The following is a 20,123-nucleotide window of genomic DNA, read 5'->3' on the forward strand; positions in this document are numbered from 1 at the left end:
AAAAGGACTTATGTTAGTCCTTAACTATTCTCAAGTTAACGCAAAATTATAGAGTTAGCTACAAGTTTGTTACATACAAATGACGTATTCGTATACAATTATCAATCATTTGTTTCAAACGGTCGTTTAAACTTTAGCCAATTCTAGATTTGACGGGCGATTGCGCTCAGAGGAAATAATTAATCATGTTGGAATATCAAGCGGTAAAAGATTCACTTAATAACAAAACTATCTTGGTAACAGGTGCTGGTGCTGGCATTGGTCGCACCGCCGCCATTGAATATGCTAAACATGGCGCGACCGTTATTTTATTGGGGAAAACGGTTAAAAAGCTTGAGGCTGTATATGATGAAATCGTGAATGCGGGTTACCCAACACCTGCCATTGTGCCGCTTGATTTAAAAGGGGCCACTGAACAGAATTATATTGATATGGCTGAAACCATTGCAGAACAGTTTGGCCACCTTGACGGGCTTTTGCACAACGCTTCACAACTTGGTGCGTTGGGGCCTTTTGAGCATATTGACTTGGAGTCGTTAGAGACCATCATTAAAGTCAACGTAACTGCTCAAGCGATTATGACTAAAGCCTTGTTACCGATTATGCGCAAAGCACCAAATGCTTCGATCATCTTTACCTCTAGCAGCGTTGGCCGTAAAGGTCGGGCATATTGGGGGCCTTATGCATTTTCTAAATTTGCTACCGAAGGAATGATGCAAGTACTAGCCGATGAGTGTGATGGCACCTCTGTCAGAGTGAATACCATTAACCCGGGTGCAACTCGAACTGAAATGCGTGCAAAAGCTTACCCTGGCGAAGATCCACAAACATTAAAAACGGCACAACAAATTATGCCGACTTACCTATTTTTAATGAGTGATGAATCCATTAATACCAATGGTCAAGCACTAAACGCACAATAATCTCTTTGTGCCAATAAAAAACGGAAGCAAAAGCTTCCGTTTTTCATGGTCAATTTAACAGGTTAAAAACTGATGGTCTTGGCATTTTGACTCACCAACTTTTCTCCTACACCTTTAACCATAGTCAATTGTTGCAAGTTTTTAAACTTCCCATTTTTAGTGCGATAATCGACAATCGCTTGTGCTTTAGCTTTACCAATTCCCTTAAGTGACTGTAACTCTGTCACATTGGCTTTATTCACATTGATGCTTTGCACTTTGGTGGATGATTTCTCAACGGCTTTGGTAGATTTTTGAGATACTTCGGCAACCGTTTTGGTTTTCGTTGAGTCTGCAGCAAAAGATGAGGTGCTAAAAAAACAACATAAGCACATGAATACCGCAGTTAATGTTAATGATGACTTCATTAGAGTCTCCTTGTTTTTTATTTTGCTGGTCCCGTCCTATTGTTTACAACATAGTCATAGTCCAAAAACCAGCGCGAAGATTCAGAACGTTATTCCGTTTCCAAATCGGAGACTAACTTTAGTCAACAACCCTTAATTGTACATAAAAAACACAATTCGCTAATATTAACGCTTCACCTTATCCTCAGGTTTAACTTTTTTGCTGGCCATTATTGATGACGTAAACTGTGTCAATTCACCTAATAAGTGTTGATGCACTTGCGTTAATTTGGGTTTATTGTTTGAGGTAAAAGCAATGGGGCGACATAAATTCATAGCCTGATAACCTAATCTAGCGGTTAATAAACCGCCACCAAGGCCTTGAGCGATACGCGTTGATAGTTTTCCGGTCATTTCTACTGACAATAACTGGGTTCCTAAGTCGGTAATCACTTCAGTACTGCCAGCATAGATAACATTGACAATAATACTGCGGATAAGCTTAATACGACTCCAATAGCCTAACTCAACAGCATAAATAGCAGCCACTTGATTAATCATTTTTTGATTACGCCACAAAATAATCGCCATATCCAGCGCAGCTAAGGGACTTGCAGCTAACAGTAATGCCGACTCAGCCGCAAAACGATTGACTGTTTTTTTCGCTAAGGTGTCACGTTCACTCAATACCATTTTGTCAAACAACATGACAATTTCAGCATCATTGTGCTCTTTATTGCTGGCCTGAATATATTGTTGTTTGGCTTCAGTATTGGGATATTTGGCCAAAATAGGCGCGATAAATTTATTGGCTTCACCCATTTGCATACTTTGCGACAATCGCTCAGCCCTTGCCTGATGATCAGCAACTTTTTTTAGATTAGCTAACTTTCGCCACTCATTAATTACACCAACCCCAGCCCATAAGCTTACAATACTTAATACCGTGGCATAAAAGCCAAATAACCAAGGACTTTGATTAAACGATTCCATTAATCCTACGGCCGTTTGCACTATAGTTAACAGCCCAACACTGATTAGCGATAACACCGCCAATTTTGACCAACCTTTAGGTTTGCCTGACGCAATACTGTCGCTGATAGATTCGGGTAATTCGGCCAAGGTTTGTTCACACACAAACTCAACCTCATTGAAAGATTGAGTAGGTTTGATTGCTTCTGCAGATTGATGAGTTTCAGAGTCACCGATAAGATCTGCGTCATCGAAGACTTGCGATTTCTTTAGCCCTGAAGCGCTATTTGCTTGATTCATAATTGATACTCATACTCTTGCAACTAGGTTAATTTATCGCCTAATAAAAACTCTAAAAGATGGTCAAGACGTATATGCTCAAACTTAGGATGAGCCTCATTTAAATGGCTGATATTAGGAGGTAAAAATGAGTTAAAATTAAACCCTTGCTGTTGCCAAAAAGTGGCATCTGGCAAGGTTGTCGGCACATCTCCCGGATAAACAGTAATTTGTTTGCCCTCTAAGTCCGTACCTTTAACCACTTCTTGTTGACCACTATCGGTATTGACCATGCCATGTTGCGTCGCCTTGATGGCACTGATGGCCATCGTTTCAACGTCACTGCCTTCAAAATTGGCGTAATGCTGACTTTGCTGCAGCATGGCCGTTAATAAACTCAACACATGACTTTGCTGATCTCGCGTCACTCGGTCAACTTGGCTCGCGGCAAATAACACTTTGTCAATGCGTGGTGAAAACAACCGCTTAATTAAACTTGATTGGCCAAATTGAAAGCTTTCCATAATGCTGTTTAAGGCGCGCCCCATGTCATTAAATTGTGCTTGGCCATGATTTAACGCATTTAAACAATCCACCAGCACCAACTGACGATCAAAACGTGAAAAGTAATCACGATAAAATGGCTTCACTACTTGAGACACATACTGCTCATAACGTCGCTTTAAAACATGGTAATTAGAGTCATTTGGACTTGATGCCAACTCAGAATGGGTTAATGGACTCAGTGACAATAACGGGAAAAAAGCCAGTAATGGGGTATTTTCATATTCACCAGGTAACAACATGCGCCCTGGTTGAGCATGATAAAACCCTTGCTGTCGAACTAAATCAACCAGCAATGCTTGGTACAAATCGGCAAGGTACTTTAGCTGTTGCTCATCTGCAACTTGGGCTAAATCCACACTATTCATTGCTTGAGTGAACGCTTCATAACAAGGTGATTGGCTTAAGTTGGCAACATTTTGCTGTTGTTCAAGGCACCAGTGAGTAAAGTCATGTTTTAGCATAGGTAAGTCGAGCAGCCACTCACCAGGATAATCGACAATATCAACATACAAAGTGGCAGTGTCAGTTAATTTGGCCAGTATTCCTTGTTGCGGCTGATATTTAATGGCTAAACGTAATTCAGTAATGGTCCGAGTCGATGCAGGCCACTGAGGGGGCGATGAATTTAATGCATTCATTGAGCCTTGATAGTCAAAACTGGCGATGTCTAAATCGGGCTGCATTGCACGTTGTACGCCAATTAATCGCCCTTCTCTTGCGACTTGCCATAATGGCAATGGATTGTGCTTATTACCTTTTCCTGCATGCAATAGTTGATTCACTAAACCACTGATGAATGCTGTTTTTCCTGCACCAGATAAACCAGTAACAGCCAATCTAACGTGGCGGTCAGTGCTGCGATGCACTAGAGACTGTGCTGTTTGGGAGACTTTAAACAAGGAACGATCTAAAAAATTCATGGTGGCTGACAGCTCCTAAAATCAAGGGAGAGCATAAAACAAGGGCGGTAAACCGCCCATTTAGAATAATTAAAGACTATTGATTTCCCGTTTTAAGTCAAAGCTATCTGACGTAACGTGTTTCTCTAGTCGTTGTAGACGGGCCTCGAGCCCATTAAATTGACGACTGACATCAAACAAAGCACGTTTTGCAGGCTCTCCTGCTTGCCATACCTTCTTTTTAACTTCGATATCCTTGTGTTGTTCGTCATATTCTAATGCGTGTGGTTTAACATCTAATATCATCCACAACGCAATATAAATCACAAACACCACACCGGTACCACCAAGGAGAAATATCGATACCGCTAACACACGCACTAACCAGGTTTCAAAGTTAAAATAGTCGGCAATGCCCGAGCATACTCCCGCTATTTTACCACTCTTAGGATTGCGGTATAGCGTACGACCGTTAGTTGTGCCCATGTTTCGCCCTCCACTCTGGTGAATCAGTATCTAAAATCGCTTCTAAGGTTTCTATGCGATGGCTCATTTTTTCAGCTTTAGCAATTAAATCATTAAGCTGAGCGAATTCTTCTTCTGTGAGTCCTTGGCTCACTTGTCGCTTACTGCGGTAGTGAAGAATCAACCAAATGGGTGCAACAATTACTAAAAAAATGATAATTGGTGCAATAAGAAGATCCATGTCCATAACTCACCTCTGAAAAATTATTATGCTTTTGATTTAGGTTGTTTTTTTGCGTTTACTTTGGCTTTTAATGCAGCTAATTCATCATTAACAGCATCTTCAGCTTCAAGGGCGGCAAACTCATCTGCAAGAGAATCTTTTTTACCTAAGTCATATGATTCTACCTGAGCTTCTAGGCCTTCTACACGGCGTTCGTATTGCTCAAACTTCATCATTGCATCATCAATTTTACTTGAATCAAGCTGCTTTTTAACTTCTAAACGCGAAGTCGCAGTTTGCTTGCGCATAATGATGGTTTTTTGACGAGCACGGGCATCATTCAATTTTTCTTGAAGTTGCGCCACTTCATCTTTTAAGCGAGTAATATGTTCTTCTACTACCTGCAATTCCATTTCAAGTGTTTGCAGCAAACCAACGGTTTTTTGCTTTTCAATTAAGGCGGCTTTAGCTAAGTCTTCACGCTCTTTCGATAATGCTAACTCTGCTTTGTCTTGCCAATCTTGCACTTGTTCTTGTACTCGACTAATACGACGAAGTAATTCTTTTTTCTCGGCCAACACTCTGGCAGAGGTTGAACGCACTTCGACTAACGTGTCTTCCATTTCTTGAATGATCAGACGTACCATTTTTTCTGGATCTTCTGCTTTATCAAGTATTGCGCTGATATTTGAATTAACGATATCTGCAAAGCGAGAGAAAATTCCCATAATATATTCCTCAAAAATTAACGTGGATGTCGCAATAGGTATTACACATTGCGTGCCAACTTTAAAAAGTTCTACAATATTAGTTGCTTATACAAATATTTAACTTTTTCTTTCATTTATTACCTAAGCAATCTATTATGATTTTCACCAATTATTAGTCTAATTCACTAACAATGTTGCGAGTAAGCTACTGTGAGCAAACAATACCAACAAGATAACCTCATCGGCCAGTCTAATGCATTACTTGAAGTATTAGAGCATGTATCTAAAATTGCGCCCCTCTCTAAACCCGTACTTATCATTGGTGAGCGCGGAACAGGTAAAGAGCTCATTGCTGAGCGGCTTCATTATTTGTCTGCTCGTTGGGATCAAAGCTTTATTAAACTTAACTGCTCATCGTTAAGTGAAAACTTACTCGAAAGTGAACTGTTTGGCCATGAGTCAGGTGCATTTACGGGTGCAAAAGGTAAACACGAAGGCCGCTTTGAACGAGCCGATGGTGGTACATTGTTTTTAGATGAGCTGGCTAATACCTCAGGGCTTATTCAAGAAAAACTATTGCGCGTAATTGAATATGGCGAGTTTGAACGTGTCGGTGGCAGTAAAACCGTACAGTCTGATGTGCGACTCATTTGTGCCGCTAACGAAGATTTACCGTCATTAGCTGACAGCGGCGAATTTAGAGCCGATTTATTAGACCGATTAGCATTTGACGTCATTACATTACCGCCACTTCGTTGCCGAACTGACGATATTATGCCTTTAGCACAACACTTTGCTGTAAGTATGGCCAGACAACTCGGGCTTGAATATTTTGGCGGATTTGGCGCCATCGCCATCGAACAATTGATGATGCACAATTGGCCAGGTAATATCCGTGAATTAAAAAACGTGGTTGAACGCAGTGTGTATCGAGAAGGCTCTGAAGGCCAAGAGATTGACCATATTATTTTAGATCCTTTTGCCTCACCTTATCGCCCAACGGCTCGAGTGAAAACCCGCGAACGCCAAGTGCAACCAATAGAATTGCCTGTTGCGTCCGTTGAAACAAGTGAAGAAACCCTGCCAGTTCCTCTTACCCACAGCAATATTGAGTTTCCGATAAACTTTAAAGAATACACTGAAAATGCGGAAATAGACTTGCTGCAACGAGCCCTTGCAGAAGGTCAATACAACCAGAAAAAAACCGCTGATTTATTAGGATTAAGCTACCATCAGCTTAGGGGCATTTTGAAAAAGTACAACTTGCTAGACAAGTCTTAAATGAACTCATGTATCTACGATTGCTCAGCTCGTACGAACACTGTTAAAATGAATCCTCAAAGTCGATAAAAAATGATTACACCATGCCTGTTATAGTAAAACGCTGGTATCAGCTGATTTCCTTGTGTATTTCCAGCACCTTGCTGGCAGCATGCGGACAAGCACAATTGCCTTCAGGGTTGGTATATTGCAGCGAAGGTAATCCTGAAAGCTTTAACCCCCAGTTAGTCACCTCTGGCACCACTATCGATGCGACTTCACACCAAATCTATAGTCAGCTGGTTAACTACAGTCAGGCCAAAACGGATATTATTCCTGGGCTAGCCACGCAATGGTCAATCTCAGAAGATGGTCTCAGTTACCAATTTACCTTACGTGAGCATGTTAGCTTTCATAAAACCAATCGGTTTACCCCATCAAGAGACTTTAATGCCGACGATGTCCTATTTTCGTTTAATCGTATTATTGACCCCCTACACCCTTACCATTTAGTCAGCAGAACGGGTTATCCTTTTTTTCAAAGTATTGGTTTTGATAACCTTATTGAGTCAATAGAGAAAGTAAACGATTACCAGGTCATCTTTCATTTAACTCGTAAAGATGCCTCCTTTTTAGCCAATTTGGCCACCGACTTTGCCGTCATTTTATCGGCAGAATACGGTTACCAATTGCTGGCGCAAGGTACACCCGAAGACATTGATTATTATGCCGTAGGCACCGGGCCATTTCAGCTTAATCAATATGTCAAAAATGAATATATTCGCTTTAAAAAACACCCTGTATATTGGGGGCCAACAGTCGAGCTTGACCAGTTAGTGTTTGATATTACTCCAAGAAGCACATCACGGATCGCCAAACTCATTACCGGAGATTGCAGCGTATCGGCTTTGCCTAAAGCAGCCGAATTAACCGTTGTGGCTGCACATCCTGATGTGGTGGTTGATGCTAAGCCTGGCCTAAATGTGTCATTTTGGGCATTCAATACTCAAAAGCCACCATTAGATGATGTTCGAGTTAGGCGTGCCCTAGCCCACGCCATCGATAAGAAAAACATTCTTGAAGCGGTATACAACAACACGGCAGTTGAAGCCACCGGAGTATTGCCTCCGGCGTCATGGGCCTATACTAAAAATTTATCGCCTAATGAATATAATCCTCAAAAAGCGATTGAATTACTCAAGCAAGCTGGTGTTGATAAATTATCCATCAATGTATGGGCAATGCCGGTGGCACGGATTTATAACCCAAGTGCACTGAAAACCGCCGAACTTATCCAAGCCGATTTAGCCCGAATAGGCGTAAAACTCAATATCATTAGCTATGATTGGAGTGTGTTTGTACAAAAGCTATCAGCCTCTAATTACGATTCAGTATTAATTGGATGGAATGCCGATAACAGTGATCCTGATAACTTTTTTACACCGTTATTGAGTTGTGCAGCATTAGCCTCAAACAATAACCGTTCTCGCTGGTGCCAAAAAGACTTCGAACATTTACTCGCCCAGGCACAAAGTGTTTCATCACAACCTGAGCGCAAAGCATTTTATCAGTCTGCTGAAGCCATTATTAGCGACCAGGTCCCTATGGTGACGTTAGCTCATGCCAAAAAAGTGGTGTTAAAAAAGAACAATATTACTGCAATGCAAATTCGCCCTTATGGTGGAATTTCATTCGCCAAAGCCATCCAAACAACAGAGGAAGACGAATAAATGTGGCGTTATTTATTTAGACGTATCACCCTGTTTTTGGCAACCTCTTTGGTGATGATAGCGGTATTATTCATCGCGACAGGCTTATTTCCAGCCAATAAAGCCTATTCATTGTCGGGGATTCAGTACCCTACTACTGAGCAGCAACGCCAAATCGAAACCGACTATCAACTTAATGATAATCAATTAATCCAGTTTACGGCTTATCTTCGTCAGCGTTTGAGCGGTAATTTAGGCATTTCAAGTAACTCACAACAAGCTGTTGCAGGCGAATTAGCGTCAGTGTTACCCGCATCGCTTGAACTATCACTTTTTTCAGGCTTCATAGCAGTTTTTTTTGGTGTGCCTCTTGGCGTAATTGCTGCGTTAAGCCGGAATAAAGCGCTACAACACAGTATTTTAGCTTTTACCCTAACGGGTTATTCTATCCCTGTTTTTTGGCTGGGACTCACGCTCTCCATGTGGTTTGGGGTAAATTTAGGTTGGTTACCGATTTCAGGACAAATCAACTTATTATACGAGATTGAACCTGTAACCGGCTTTATGTTAATCGATACATTAATGTCTGAATCTACATATCGCATACCTGCTTTTCATGACGCATTATTACACTTAATTTTACCTGCGGTCACACTCGCAGTGTTGCCATTTACACTCGTCGTGCGCATTACACGCCAAGCTATCATTAATGTTATGAATCAAACTTATATTCGTGCTGCAGAAGCGCGCGGATTACACACATTTAAAATTTTAGTCCGCCATGCAATGCCCAATGCGTTAATTCCGGTATTAAAAAGTATTGGCTTAATGCTGGGCTCCTTTGCCAGCTATGGCATTGTGGTTGAAGTGATATTTTCCTGGCCGGGTGTTGGCAGTTGGTTGGTATCAGGTATTTATCAGCGCGACTATACTGTGATTCAAGCTGGTATCTTTTCAGTGTCGCTATTGATTATCTTTTTGAGTATTTTAATTGACTTACTGCACACTATAATCAATCCGATGAGTAGAAAGGACTTATATGCCTCGCATTAAAATCTACCACGAAGACCATATAGATTCGCCATTGTGGCGTGTATGGAATACCTTCTCTGCGAATCCGTTTGCAGTGATAGGTTTATGGGCGGTGATTTTTTTATTGGTACTGACTATTTTTGCGCCGTTTGTTGCACCTTACTCCGCAGAAACACAGAACCAACAAGTCCTGCTATTACCACCCTCTTGGGATCCCGCCGGCAGTGTTGAACACTTTTTGGGTACAGATGATTTAGGCCGTGATATTTTTAGTCGTATTTTGCATGGGGTACAACTGACCTTTGGCATGTCATTACTGATTGTATCAGTGTCACTGTTCTTTGGGTTTATTATTGGTTCATTGTCAGGCATGATGCGTGGCATAAAGTCGAGTGTATTAAGCCATTTACTTGATGCTTTACTTTCTATACCCTCCTTGCTTATGGCCATTTTAGTGGTTGCAGTGATGGGACCGGGGCTGAACAATGTCTTTTGGGGCGTGGGGATTGCGATGATCCCGCAATTTGTTCGCGCCATTCATCAAGCGGTTCATGAAGAATTACAAAAAGAATACGTTACTGCTGCAAAATTAGATGGTGCAAATTCATTCCAAGTTTTTTGGTATGTGATTATGCCTAACGTTTGGGATGTGGTCATCATCCAAGTCACAATGGCAATTTCTGCCGCCATACTCGACATTGCAGCACTGGGATTTTTAAATTTAGGCGCCCAAGCACCTAGCCCTGAATGGGGAGCCATGGTCGCACAAGGGCTTGATAATTTATTACTTGCTCCCTGGACGGTAACGATACCTGGGATTGCCATTTTATTTACAGTGTTGTCGGTAAATTTAGTCGGCGACGGTTTACGCTCTGCACTTGCGCCAATAAGAAACTAACTATGCCATTACTCGACGTGCGTAACCTCACCATCGAACTTGATACCTCACAGGGGCGAGTCAAAGTACTCGAAAAAGTGAGTTTGACAATCAACCCCGGTGAAATTCATGGTTTGCTTGGAGAGTCAGGCTCAGGACGCAGCTTATTTGCAAAAGCCATTTTAGGTGTACTTGGCCCTAATTGGCACATCTTTGCAGACCGAATGATGTGGGACGGTCGTAATTTACTTGAAATGACAGCAAAAGAACGACGTTGTTTAATGGGTTGCGACATTGCCATGATATTTCAGGACCCTTCTGGCAGTTTAGATCCTGTTAAAACCATTGGCAGCCAAATTATTGAAGCCATGATGCCTAATAAAAACGTGCCCTTTTGGCGACGTCATCGCGATACCTATTTGAATGCACAAAAATGGCTACACAAAGTGGGCATTAAAACCCCTAAAAAATTGATGAAATGTTACCCGTGGGAGCTTTCTGAAGGTGAATGCCAAAAAGTCATGATCGCCATGGCGGTAGCTAATCACCCAAAGCTGTTAATCGCAGACGAACCGACAAACTCGATGGAGTTAAACACTCAAGCGCAAATTTTTAGGTTGTTGTCACAATTAAATCAATTGCAAAATGTGTCGATATTACTGGTGAGTCACGAGCTTGAAATTATGGTTAATTGGTGTGACAACCTAACCATTTTATATAGTGGTCAGGTGATGGAGTCAGGGCCGGCAGCGGCGATGGCCGAACAGCCTTTCCATCCTTATACCCGAGCATTGTTGAAAAACTTACCTGACCATACCCAAAAAATGCGCCACAAAGCCGATTTACCCACATTGCAAGGGTCGTCACCGTCGATGCAGCACTTACCTGCTGGATGTCGTCTCGGCCCACGCTGCCCAGAAGCACAACGTAAGTGCGTAAAACAGCCACATCTTGAACACATAAAAGATCGCTATTTTGCCTGCCATTTCCCTTATCAAAGTGAGCAAGAAGATGACGACGCCATTGCTTAAAGTCACCAACTTAAGTAAGCAGTACTTAACTGGCTATAAACGGTTCAAACCTCAATATTATCAAGCATTATCACCAATATCATTTGAGCTTGGGCGCGGTGAAACAATGGCGATTGTTGGCTCAGTTGGCTCGGGTAAAAGTACCTTAGCCCGTATTTTAGTGGGTGCAGAGCGACGCAGCGGTGGTGAGATTTTCTTTGAAGGTGAAGCATTAGAAACCCGCAACCAAAAACAGCGCTGCCGTTTAATTAGGATGATCTTCCAAGACCCCACCACCTCACTCAATCCACGCTTATCGATTGGCAACTTACTGAAAGAACCACTGCGCTTTAATACTCAGCTAAGTTCCAATGAGCGTAAAACGTTAGTCTTCGAAACCTTACGTAAAGTTGGGTTATTGCCAGAACATGCTGACTTTTATCCGCATATGGTGTCCGAAGGACAAAAGCAACGTGTTGCTGTTGCGCGTGCATTAATGCTCAACCCTAAAATTATTATTGCTGACGAAGCATTAACGGCTTTGGATATGTCGGTACGCTCTCAAATCATTAATCTGTTGTTAAAGTTACAAAAAGAGATGGGTCTGTCGTATATTTTCGTGTCGCATAACTTAAATATCGTCCGCCATGTGAGTGATAAGGTGATGGTGTTACAAAATGGTCAAATGGTGGAAAAAACCACCACAGAAGCACTGTTTACGTCACCCCAACATGAATACACACAACGCCTGATCCAAGAGCAAAGTCAATTTATGCAACGACGCTAAACTGCTCCAACCACTGTGATTTTAGCCTGATTTTCGCAAAAATCAGTGCCATTTAGGCGTCGAACTAATTATCCTAGAGCCAATATTAAAGGAAGAAACCAAAATATGATTATTAAACCTAAAATCCGTGGCTTTATTTGTACAACAACTCACCCTGTTGGCTGTGAAGCAAATGTCAAAGAACAAATTGAACTCACTAAAGCGAAAGGCAAAATAGCCAATGGCCCTAAAAAAGTCCTTGTTGTTGGCTCTTCTAGTGGTTATGGCTTGTCATCACGCATCGCGGCGGCTTTTGGTAGCGACGCTGCAACTATCGGTGTGTTTTTTGAAAAACCAAGCTCAGAGACCAAGCCAGGAACGGCCGGCTGGTACAACACAGCAGCATTCGACAAGTTTGCAAAAGCGGAAGGCTTATACTCTAAAAGCATTAACTGTGATGCCTTTAGCCATGAAGCTAAGCAACAAGTCATTGAGCTTATTAAGCAAGATTTAGGTCAAATCGACATGGTGGTGTACTCATTAGCTTCACCGGTGCGTAAATTACCAGACACTGGCGAAGTTATTCGCTCGTCACTGAAACCCATTGGCCAAACCTACTCAGCAACGGCTGTGGATACCAACAAAAATACGATTATCGAAACCTCGGTAGAGCCTGCAACGGAGCAAGAAATTGCCGATACCGTAACCGTTATGGGTGGCCAAGATTGGGAATTATGGATGAGCGCGTTAAGCGATGCTGGCGTATTAGCTGACGGTTGTAAAACCGTGGCTTACAGCTACATCGGTACTGAGTTAACCTGGCCAATATATTGGCACGGTGCACTTGGCCAAGCCAAAATGGATTTGGACCGTGCAGCACATGCGTTAAACAACCAATTAGCTCCGAAAGGTGGTTCTGCTAACGTCGCGGTACTAAAAAGCGTCGTAACTCAAGCCAGCTCAGCCATTCCTGTCATGCCACTGTACATTGCTATGGTATTTAAAAAGATGCGTCAAGAAGGTCTTCATGAAGGATGTATGGAACAAATTTACCGTTTGTTTACCGAACGTTTATACCGTGAAGATGGTCAAGCACCTGTCGTTGATAGCGAAAACAGACTGCGTTTAGACGATTGGGAATTGCGTGAAGACATTCAGCAACACTGCCGTGATTTATGGCCACAAGTGACCACTGAAAACCTAAGTGAATTAACCGATTACAATGAATACAAAGAAGAGTTTTTAAAACTGTTCGGCTTTGGTATTGACGGTATCGATTATGACGCGGACGTCGATCCTAACGTTAAATTTGATGTCATTGAGCTGTAACTATCAAGTTTATGCCCGTTAAAATAGGTTAAATTAACGAAAGCCGCAATGCACTGCATTGCGGCTTTTTTATGCCCCCCCCTTCCGAATACAAAACAATAATACCAATTACAGTAATGATGTGGCCCATCAGAGTCGCTCAGACTGTCCAGTTTAACGCAGTAGCCGTTGCCGATGAATCCTATGACTTGCCTAGAAGACACAGAACTCCCGCTGAATGACCTGATAATGAGTGGAATTGGTTTTAACGCTCTACTGCATAAAAAAAGGGTTAAGCCAAATGGCTTAACCCAAAGTAACGCAAGGGATAAAAGATGAATTTAACGATTTACTACTTTTTCTCTAAAGCATGCTTAGCAGCATTTTTACCCGCAATACGACCGAACACAACAGTGTCAGCAATCGCGTTACCACCTAAGCGGTTAAAGCCGTGTAAACCACCAGTCACTTCACCTGCAGCAAATAGACCAGACATTTTCCAGCTTTGTAGGTTTAATACGTTAGCATCGGTATCTACTGCTACACCACCCATAGTATGGTGAATACCAGGAGCAACTTTAACTGCGTAGAAAGGCGGTTTACTTAAGTTAAGTGGCATATCATCACGACCAAACGCGTCATCTTTGCCTGCAGCTTGATACTTATTGTAATCCGTTGCAGTTTTAGGCAACTTGCTCATACCAGTAATTTTAGCTAACTCTTCAATAGTGTTACCTTTACTTAGCATGCCTAAATGATCATAACCACGTACCATTTTCTTCTTAGCAACTAACTGCTCGTCAAATACTAACCAAGCATATTGATCTTTTTGCTTTAAGATTGCATCAGATGCGCGGTCACGAGTGGTTAATTCATTGATGAAACGCTCACCATCGGTGTTTACCATGATTGCGCCAACACCACGCACTGTTTCTGAGATTAAGATACGGCTGTCTTTACCAATTGTTGGATGCGCTTGAACCCAATCAATATCAGTCATTGACGCACCAATTTCTTTAGCCAGTAATACACCGTCACCAGTCGCGGTTACGTTGTTAGAGCTGGTCATGTCTTTCATTGTTGGACGGTAGTAAGCAATCATTTCTTTGTTCATGCCGTAACCACCGGTTGCTAATACGACAGAATCTGCTGCAACCATGTTGTAACCAGAATGACGACCGTGAACCACAACACCAGCAACTGATTTGTCGTCATTTAAGACAATTTTTTCAATTCTAGAGTTTACGCGAACATCAATATTACGCTCTGCAGCGGCTTTACGTAATGTGTCAATGATGTGCGGCCCAACTGAAGCACCACCTGATGGGCGATGAGTACGCTCAACACGAGCACCACCAGAACGTTTTAAATCGTCCATGTTTGCACCCAATGACTCAAGCCATTTAACTGCACCGGCAGACTCTTCTGCTAAGATTTGGACTAATTTAGGGTCATTTTGGTAACGACCACCTTTCATCGCATCTTCGTAGTACCATTCAATTTTATCTTCAATGCCTTTTTTCTTCTGCTGTGGTGTACCAACGGCGTTAATACCACCTGCAGCAAGCATTGAGTTACCACCTGTGTATGCTGCTTTTTCAAATAAGACGACTTTCGCACCCGCCATTTTGGCAGAGATAGCGGCGTTAAAACCAGCAGAACCACCACCGACAACAATCACATCAACGGTTTCTACAGGGCCTTTATCAATGGCTTTTTGGATTTTTTCTTGATCCCAAGCACCGTCCCATTTTTTCTTCGCTTTAGTGTCTGCAAAAGGCATTTCCATATCGAAGTTGTGGCAGTTGTTACAGGTTAACTGAGGTTTATCGTGACCAGAGTGGCAAGAAGTACAGTTAATGTCACCAAGGTGAGATGTGTGCGGATCAAAATGTAATTTGTCATTTGCTAGTTCAGCATAATCACCATGACATGATTTACACTGGGCGTTTTCATGAGTTTCGCTGTCGCTCACTTTTACCGGTTTAGTGTGGCATGACTGACAGCTGTCCATTTCGGCATGAAATGACGCGAGGTTGTCAGACTTCGCCACTGCAGCACCAGAAGATAGCATCATCACCGCCATCGCTGAGACTAAGTATTTTAGTTTCATTGTTCGTTCCTTTTCTTATGTAGATTTTTACTTGCTGTTGTTGAGTGCAAGGTTACCCACAAAGAGATACCAAAACTTAGACACACATCAAACTTGGAATTTGGTTAAGTTATTGTGAAACCCTGTTCAGAGTTTCTTAAAATGCTGCTTTAAAATTCGTGCTGTGACCCACGTTCATGTTCCCTCTGAAATTAGTCTTTAGCATTAGCCCATGCTTTCAACACAACGAGAAAGCCCACTCATTCCAAAAACATTAAACTAATGAGAAGAGATGACTATGAACACAAAAAAATCTTTACTATCAGTAGCTTTACTATCTGCACTATCAGTAACCTCAATCAGTGCGCTAGCTGATTCACCAACTGGATACGGTCGTTTAGACATTACACTAACCAATTCCGACCATGGTTTTACCACTCAAAATAGAAAAGCTGGCACCGTTTTAGAGAACAACTTTAGCCGTGTGGGTGTAAAGGGAAGTGAGAAAATCAATGACGATTACGAACTGCTTTATCAAATGGAAGTACAAGTAAACGGCGCAACAAATGAAGGTGATGACGAGGTATTTAAAGCAAGAAGTACCTACTTAGGTATAGCGTCAAAAATGGGCACCGTATTAGTAGGCCGTAATGATACGGTTATGAAATCTTCTAAGGGTAATGTTGAAGCGTTCGATCTTACCAACGCAGCCTATAACCGTATGATTGCAGGTCAAGACAGAAAGGCAGACGGCATTACTTATTACTCACCGACTTTTGGTGGCGTATTTACCGTTAACGGCACCTATTTAATCGATGATAACTACGAGGGCAGTGATGAAACCCAATATGCTATTAGTGTGATTGCTGGTGACAAAAAACTTAAAAAGCAAAACTATTATGTAGCAGGTGCATACAACACTATCGGTGGTGTTGATGCGTACCGTGCTGTTGGCCAAGTTAAAATGGGCAAATTTAAAGTTGGTGGCCTATTCCAAAATACTGAAAGCCAGACATACGACCAAAAAGAAGGTAACTCGTACTTTTTCACAGTGACTTACGATTTAAACGGTGTTGATTTAAAAGTTGAATATGGTCAAGACGAAGCTGGATTTGGTAAATTCATTAAATATAACTCAGCAGTAGCATCATCAGCGGACTTCAATCAAGCAACTGATGTTGAGGTGACTTCGTTAGTATTTGGTGCAGAATATCAATTATCAAAGTCGACCATGCTTCAAGCTCACTACGCCATGTATGACGGTGAATATCAAATCGATAACTCAGGTACTGTTATTGATTTGGAAGATGATAGCATCGCAACTATCGGTGTAAGATTTAACTTCTAATCCTAAACGTTATATATCGCACCCCGCAGAGCCAGGTTAAACAATTGATTGCTGTTTAACCTGGCTTTTTATAACGCAAATACGTTGGGAACATGCTCTTGTTAACATTTCTAACATTTTCACTAACCTTTGTACGCGAGAGCATAATGTGCGAGGTATAATTCATATATCAGCCATTATCAATATGCTTATGAGAATTACCTTAAAGCAACTATCCATTTTTAAAGCCATCCATAATTGTGGTCAAATTTCTAAAGCAGCAAAAGAACTGCATATGTCAGTGCCCGCCGTTAGTATGGCGTTGCGTGATTTAGAAGACTCATTGGGCAGTCGTTTATTTGAACGCAGCAGCAGTGGGTTAACCATCAATGACAATGGCGCGGTTATTTTACCTTATGCCAATGAAATGCTATCTAAAGGCAAAGAATTAGAACATGTTTTTGCGCAAGGTACGGCCATTAGAGGCACGATAAAAGTCGGTTGCAGTAAAACCGCTGGCAATTACGTATTGTCACGCAAAATCCCCTTATTTAAACAGCAACATCCGTCTGTCGATGTGAAGTTAGTGATCAACAATAGCTTAACCATTGAGCAAATGGTTGCAGAGAAAGAACTCGACCTTGGCTTTGTTGATGCCAAACCTGTACATAAAAATTTATTGCATGAGTCTTGGTTAAAAGACCGATTATGCATCGTTACAGGCGCTAACAATCCATTAGTCTCAGAACACATCACCAGCGAATTACTGTCACAACAATTATGGGTAATGGACGAAACGATCTCTGTATCGCGGATAAGAAATACCCAATTGCTCAAAAGTGCCAACGTTACCATTAACCAAGAGTTGTCAATGAACACCATGGGAGCGATAAAACGCGCTATCGGCACTGGAGTGGGCGTGAGTGTATTACCGCTTTTAGCCGTTGAAGAAGAAATTATTAGAGGTGACTTAGTTGAGTTACCGCTGAATTGTTGGGACTATTCTCGCCATTATTGGTCTATTTATCGCTCAGATGACCCATTAGATCGCTTAACCAGAGAATTTTTAGACTTTAGCTTACCAAAGTGAAGTACTGCGTCCGATGATTAATCAAGATCCGGTTATTTTAGGGCTCCTTGCAATAACATTAGGGCTTATTTTCTATACCAATGGGAGTCCCCATCGTTACTGGCAAACTTTTTATCGTTACGTGCCTGTTATGGTGGCATGCTATGTGGTGCCATCACTGTTCAACACCTTTGGGCTAGTTGATACTTCTACAAGTCAGCTGGGCAGCATTGCATCGCGCTATATCATGCCAGCTTGCCTAACTTTACTCATTATTAGCGTCGATATTAAGTCAATGTTAATGCTTGGCCCTAAAATAATTGTGCTGTTTATTGTCGGCAGTTTGGGGATTATTTTAGGCGGGCCCTTTTCGCTTTATGTGTTTTCAATACTGGCTCCTGAGTTATTAAACTGGGAGGGCAGCGCAGCGGCTTGGCGTGGTATGGCGACCCTTGCGGGCAACTGGGTCGGCGGAACAGCTAATCAACTGGCCATGAAAGAAGTCTATGCCGTTGATGACAATATGTTTGCCATCATGATCTCCGTCAACGTGGTGTTTTCAGCGCTTTGGATGTCATTTTTACTCTTTTGTGCCAATCACACCAACCTAATAGACAACAAACTCAAGGCTGACAATAATGGCATAAATAAGCTGGTTGAAAGCATTAACTTACGTGATCAAGCATTATCGAAGTTTAAGCAACCATTACCGACTCTATCCAGTTATATGGCGATTTTTGCGGTGGCATTTGGCGTGACAGGATTAGCCCATTTCGGCGCAGATCTCTTGGTGCCATTTTTTAGTCTGCACTACCCTCAATCAGAGAAGCTAAGTTTCACATCGCACTTTTTTTGGATTGTTATCATTGTTACCAGTGTGAGTATTATATTGTCTTACACCAAAGTACGCCGGCTAGAGCGCCAAGGAGCCTCTAAAATTTCAACCGTGTTATTGTACTTGTTAATCGCCACCATGGGATTAAAAATGGACTTAACCATGATTAATGACTTTCCAATCTATTTTGCAATTGGCTTTGTCTGGCTTAGCTTTCACGCCATACTGATTTTGATTGCAGGAATTGCCATGAAAGCGCCATTAGCTTACATGGCCATTAGCAGCCAATGTTGTATCGGTGGTGCGGCATCATCGCCGATAGTTGCCATGGCGTTTAATCGCCACTTAGCTCCTGTTGCGGTGATGTTCTCGGTATTTGGCTATGCATGGGCAAATTATATGGTGTGGATTTGCGCCGAGTTAATGCGCATGATTAATCAATAAAAACGTCATCCCTAAATAGCCGCCAATCATCTATGACGGCTCATTGATTAAAAAACAAAGGCTATTGCAAAGGAAGGAAAATATCGACCGATTGTTGTAATTCAACACCTGGTTCTGCAACTCCACCAATATTGAGCCGTTCAAACATTAATGGGCTATTGCGGAGTGAGTATGGGTGCTCGTTTAACCAAATGCGGTAAAGGTAATCCACTCCAGCATGCAATACTGTGTTGATATGAGGATGTTGCTCATCTGTTTTTACCGCTAACTTTGCATAACGTCCTTCAGCAATCACTTTGGTCTCAACACCCTCTTGAATTAACCCGGTACTTGCTAGTCTCAAACGCGTTTCTTCATCAAGTGATACACCAATATCCATATGATATAGCTGCGCTTGTGGCAGGCTGTGCACTAAATTAAACGTTCGGCCAACACTAGGCCCTACGGAATATTTTTTGCGCCATTGTATAAAACGTTCAATGGTCTTGGGTACAGTTTTCTCAGGGCCATTGTGCGTAACGCTAGCAAGCGTTAAGGCATCCATTGACACTATCTCAACGTCTGCAGAGAACATTCCATCTTGAGGAGACTGGAACGTTTTGAGCGGTTGTTGTTTAGTAAAAAAGTTATTCCAGTCGGGTGCTTGCCTGAATGATTTCGGAGTTTGGCCAATGCTATGGGTGAACGAGCCCACAAAGTCAGCTTCATTGTTATAACCCAGATTTATTGCGATAGCCTCTAGTGAAATTTGTTCGCCAAACCCTAATTGATGAGCAGCCTGTAAACTTTTAAGTAACTCAACATAATCTTCTATCGACAAACGGTACAATGAGTAAAACAAATTTTGGAAATGGCTGGCGGGTAGTTCTGCAATGCTTGCAAGAGAATCAATATCCAGCGGGACTGCTATATGCGTATCTATATAGGCGAGTGCTTTTTCGAATGACTGATCGAGTTTGTGGCCCACGGC

General features: G+C 42.0%; 19 protein-coding genes. 11 read left to right on the plus strand and 8 right to left on the minus strand.

Features of this window, described 5'->3' with window-relative positions:
* Positions 1-185: 185 nt before the first annotated feature.
* Positions 186-923: a YciK family oxidoreductase gene (locus PQR79_RS08340; RefSeq protein ID WP_238103297.1), complete on the plus strand. Its 738-nt coding sequence runs from the start codon at positions 186-188 to the stop codon at positions 921-923.
* Positions 924-985: 62 nt separating this feature from the next.
* Here PQR79_RS08340 and PQR79_RS08345 read toward each other — a convergent pair whose 3' ends face one another.
* The 6 genes from PQR79_RS08345 to pspA all read right to left on the minus strand — a co-directional run bounded on the left by PQR79_RS08345 (position 986) and on the right by pspA (position 5,442).
* Positions 986-1,330, minus strand: coding sequence for a ComEA family DNA-binding protein (locus tag PQR79_RS08345; RefSeq protein ID WP_238103299.1), 345 nt, complete (start codon positions 1,328-1,330; stop codon positions 986-988).
* Between the two features lie 165 nt (positions 1,331-1,495).
* Positions 1,496-2,581, minus strand: a complete 1,086-nt coding sequence (locus tag PQR79_RS08350) for a TIGR01620 family protein (RefSeq protein ID WP_238103301.1) — start codon at positions 2,579-2,581, stop codon at positions 1,496-1,498.
* Between the two features lie 23 nt (positions 2,582-2,604).
* Positions 2,605-4,047 carry a YcjX family GTP-binding protein gene (locus PQR79_RS08355; RefSeq protein ID WP_238103302.1) on the minus strand — a complete coding sequence of 481 codons (1,443 nt, stop codon included), beginning with the start codon at positions 4,045-4,047 and terminating at the stop codon, positions 2,605-2,607.
* A 69-nt stretch (positions 4,048-4,116) separates the two neighbouring features.
* Positions 4,117-4,512, minus strand: a complete 396-nt coding sequence (pspC, locus tag PQR79_RS08360) for an envelope stress response membrane protein PspC (RefSeq protein WP_238103303.1) — start codon at positions 4,510-4,512, stop codon at positions 4,117-4,119.
* Positions 4,499-4,738, minus strand: a complete 240-nt coding sequence (gene pspB / locus PQR79_RS08365) for an envelope stress response membrane protein PspB (protein WP_238103304.1) — start codon at positions 4,736-4,738, stop codon at positions 4,499-4,501. Before pspB ends, pspC begins: the two co-directional genes overlap by 14 nt.
* 20 nt (positions 4,739-4,758) lie before the next feature.
* Positions 4,759-5,442 carry a phage shock protein PspA gene (gene pspA / locus PQR79_RS08370; protein WP_238103305.1) on the minus strand — a complete coding sequence of 228 codons (684 nt, stop codon included), beginning with the start codon at positions 5,440-5,442 and terminating at the stop codon, positions 4,759-4,761.
* Between the two features lie 192 nt (positions 5,443-5,634).
* Here pspA and pspF point away from each other — a divergent pair, with 192 nt between their 5' ends.
* From pspF to fabV, 7 genes are all read left to right on the plus strand, one after another.
* Positions 5,635-6,705 (plus strand): phage shock protein operon transcriptional activator, encoded by a 1,071-nt coding sequence (gene pspF, locus PQR79_RS08375; protein WP_238103306.1) that lies wholly within the window; start codon positions 5,635-5,637, stop codon positions 6,703-6,705.
* An 83-nt stretch (positions 6,706-6,788) separates the two neighbouring features.
* Positions 6,789-8,414, plus strand: coding sequence for an ABC transporter substrate-binding protein (locus PQR79_RS08380; protein WP_238103307.1), 1,626 nt, complete (start codon positions 6,789-6,791; stop codon positions 8,412-8,414).
* Positions 8,415-9,446, plus strand: coding sequence for an ABC transporter permease (locus tag PQR79_RS08385; protein ID WP_238103308.1), 1,032 nt, complete (start codon positions 8,415-8,417; stop codon positions 9,444-9,446).
* A complete protein-coding gene (locus tag PQR79_RS08390) occupies positions 9,433-10,323 on the plus strand; it encodes an ABC transporter permease subunit (RefSeq protein ID WP_238103310.1) in 891 nt (296 codons plus the stop codon). Before PQR79_RS08385 ends, PQR79_RS08390 begins: the two co-directional genes overlap by 14 nt.
* A 2-nt stretch (positions 10,324-10,325) precedes the next feature.
* The gene (locus tag PQR79_RS08395; protein ID WP_238103312.1) at positions 10,326-11,333 is read left to right on the plus strand and encodes an oligopeptide/dipeptide ABC transporter ATP-binding protein; all 1,008 of its coding nucleotides are present in this window, start codon (positions 10,326-10,328) and stop codon (positions 11,331-11,333) included.
* A complete protein-coding gene (locus PQR79_RS08400) occupies positions 11,314-12,099 on the plus strand; it encodes a peptide ABC transporter ATP-binding protein (RefSeq protein WP_238103313.1) in 786 nt (261 codons plus the stop codon). Before PQR79_RS08395 ends, PQR79_RS08400 begins: the two co-directional genes overlap by 20 nt.
* A 105-nt stretch (positions 12,100-12,204) precedes the next feature.
* A complete protein-coding gene (fabV, locus tag PQR79_RS08405) occupies positions 12,205-13,407 on the plus strand; it encodes an enoyl-ACP reductase FabV (RefSeq protein WP_238103314.1) in 1,203 nt (400 codons plus the stop codon).
* 331 nt (positions 13,408-13,738) lie between these two features.
* Here the strand turns inward: fabV and PQR79_RS08410 are convergent, their stop codons facing one another.
* Positions 13,739-15,499: a flavocytochrome c gene (locus tag PQR79_RS08410; protein WP_238103315.1), complete on the minus strand. Its 1,761-nt coding sequence runs from the start codon at positions 15,497-15,499 to the stop codon at positions 13,739-13,741.
* A gap of 271 nt (positions 15,500-15,770) precedes the next feature.
* Between PQR79_RS08410 and PQR79_RS08415 the strand changes: the two genes are divergently transcribed.
* The 3 genes from PQR79_RS08415 (at position 15,771) to PQR79_RS08425 (ending at position 19,153) form a co-directional block, all read left to right on the plus strand.
* Positions 15,771-16,826 (plus strand): porin, encoded by a 1,056-nt coding sequence (locus tag PQR79_RS08415; protein WP_238103316.1) that lies wholly within the window; start codon positions 15,771-15,773, stop codon positions 16,824-16,826.
* A gap of 190 nt (positions 16,827-17,016) precedes the next feature.
* On the plus strand, positions 17,017-17,895 hold the full coding sequence (locus tag PQR79_RS08420; RefSeq protein WP_238103362.1) for a LysR family transcriptional regulator: 879 nt from the start codon (positions 17,017-17,019) through the stop codon (positions 17,893-17,895).
* Between the two features lie 13 nt (positions 17,896-17,908).
* Positions 17,909-19,153 (plus strand): DUF819 family protein, encoded by a 1,245-nt coding sequence (locus PQR79_RS08425; RefSeq protein ID WP_238103317.1) that lies wholly within the window; start codon positions 17,909-17,911, stop codon positions 19,151-19,153.
* Positions 19,154-19,214: 61 nt separating this feature from the next.
* Here PQR79_RS08425 and PQR79_RS20275 read toward each other — a convergent pair whose 3' ends face one another.
* Complete coding sequence (locus PQR79_RS20275; RefSeq protein WP_238103318.1) at positions 19,215-20,120, minus strand: AraC family transcriptional regulator; 906 nt, start codon at positions 20,118-20,120, stop codon at positions 19,215-19,217.
* Between the last annotated feature and the right edge of the window lie 3 nt (positions 20,121-20,123).

The sequence above is a fragment of the Shewanella metallivivens genome (assembly GCF_028750675.1).
Classification (GTDB): Bacteria; Pseudomonadota; Gammaproteobacteria; order Enterobacterales; family Shewanellaceae; genus Shewanella; species Shewanella metallivivens.